Consider the following 2,172-nt stretch of genomic DNA (forward strand, 5'->3'; position numbering starts at 1 on the left):
AAAATCTCACCGGCACCAATCGAAAATCCAGAAACTCAAGCTGCATGCGGCTTGGCGAGCGATTGGCAGGACTGGCGCAAGCGATGCAAGAACGCCGACGGCCCCGCGTGGGGGCCGTCGAAATGATGGGATGGGCGCACCAACCGCTAACGCTGAAGGCCCAGGCCACTCCGGCGCCAGGCGCAGAAGCGGTCTGCTCCTATCGAGCAGCGTTACCCAAATAGTGGTGCGTGGAAATCCAGGCTAGGCTAGGTAAGGCCTTGGCCCAATTCATCCCCAGATGATCAAGCGCCTCAAGAGGAGACGACCGTCGGCAAGGGCCCTGCTCACCGTTGCCGCGCAGCTCGACGACAGCGAGGTCATTTACGGGCAGGCGCGTCCGGATCTGTGCGGGGGTTGCCCGGAAACGGGCATCCTTACCGCGATCCCAAGAGCGCGACCGACATCCTGGCCAAGGTCACGCGAGCGAAAGCCGCGCTGGCAAGGAGTACAAGATACAGTGAGTACATATCTGAATGGCGCACTGCACTAGTTCTGCTCGAAACGCGCTCCCAGGAGAACAGGCAACCCCATGGTCGGTTTGGCGGCCGGCCGGCGAAAGGTTCCCGCGCTCGCCTTGCGCACCTTGAGGCTGACCAGCGCCTCGGCCTGCTTGACGGCGGCGGCCATCTGATCGACGACGGGGACTGGAATGCGATCTTTCACTTTGTCGGCCAGGCCCGCAAGCGGCGCGCCGGCGAGGATGACGACATCGGCCTGGTCCTCGGTAACCGCCAAGTTGGCGAGGTCCACCAACAGCTGTTCCTTTTCGTCCTGCACGTCGGAAATTGAAGCGAAGCGGCCCTCGAGCATGCGAATGCCCGCGAGCCGACCGATCAGGCCGTGCGACTCGACGCATTCCTCGTACCAGGGCCCCAGCGCCTGCGCGAAGGTCACGATGGCGAAGCGCTTGCCGAGCATGCAGGCGGTGAGCATCGCGGCCTCCGCCATGCCAACCACCGGGATGTCGAACAGCTCGCGCGCGCCGAACAGGCCCGGGTCGCCGAAGGCCGCGATGATGGCGGCATCGAAATCTCCGTGGTGCTCCGCCAGCATCTCGAGCGCGATGGCACCGCCGATCTGCGCTTCGGCGCGCGTCGCGATGTAGGGGAATCCGCGTGGCGCCGTCAGCGCCACGAGCTCAGTTCCCGCCGCGGCGGCCGGGCGTGCGGCCACCATCAGTCGATCGGTGATGCCTTGGCTCGTGTTCGGGTTGATGACGAGGATTCGCATGGTTCATTTCTCTTGGGTTGTGGCAGCGATATACGGGGCGAGCGCGTCCTCGATGGTTTTCGCCGCATCGAGCAGTTGACGGTCGCGGCCGCGCGGCGCGATCACTTGCATGCCGACTGGCAGGCCATCGCGTCCGCGGCCGCACGGGATCGAGATTGCGGCCGCCATTGCGTGGTTGACGAAGGGCGTGAAGACGGCGTGGCCGCGCGGCTCGACCGCGACGCCGCCGATGCGCTCGGGCCCGAGGCGGTCGTTCGGCCAGGCCACGCACGGCGTGGTGGGGCAGATCAGCAGGTCGTGACGTGTGAAGAACTCGGCGAGTGTGAGCGCGATTTGCAGGCCCGCCTCGCGCGCCCGCGCGACGTCGGCGCCGCTCCATTGCAGACCGCGCTCGATCTGCCGCGCCACATCGGGGTCGAAGCGCGAGGGATCGCGCTTCCAGGCCTCGCCGAACAGGTGGGCCAGCCCCACGTGCTGCAGCGGCATCAGCGTATTCTCGTCGGCGCCCGCGGGCCACACGGGGTCGTCGCGCACGATCGTCATGCCGGCGCCTTGAAGCGTCTCGATGGCTTGGGCCGTGCAGGCCTCGACGTCCGCGTCGACCGGTACGTCGAGCCCCAGGCGCGGACTGAAGGCGATGCGCAATTCGGAGGCTCTGCGCAGCGGCCCGCTCGGAAGGTCGATCGATTGAGGATCGCGCGCGTCTGAACCGGCCATCGCCTCGAACATCAGCTCGGCGTCGCGCACCGTGCGCGCGATCGGTGCCATCGTCTGCAGGCCGATGAAGGCATGCGGGAAGCCGAGGGGGTCGGGGATGGCGCCGAAGGAGGGCTTGAAACCCACCACGCCCACATGTGCCGGTGGCCGCCGGCTGGAGCCGCCGCCGTCGGTGCCCAAGGC

The 2,172-nt window shown here is 67.0% G+C and carries 2 protein-coding genes; both read right to left on the reverse strand.

The features are described 5' to 3' along the window. Positions 1-528: 528 nt before the first annotated feature. The gene (locus AC1DY5_RS52505; RefSeq protein ID WP_478122162.1) at positions 529-1,272 is read right to left on the reverse strand and encodes an aspartate/glutamate racemase family protein; all 744 of its coding nucleotides are present in this window, start codon (positions 1,270-1,272) and stop codon (positions 529-531) included. Between the two features lie 3 nt (positions 1,273-1,275). Beyond that, the coding region (locus tag AC1DY5_RS52510) for an amidase (protein WP_478122163.1) at positions 1,276-2,172 on the reverse strand (897 nt) is incomplete at its 5' end.

It is taken from the genome of Variovorax sp. P4_D9, assembly GCF_056401695.1.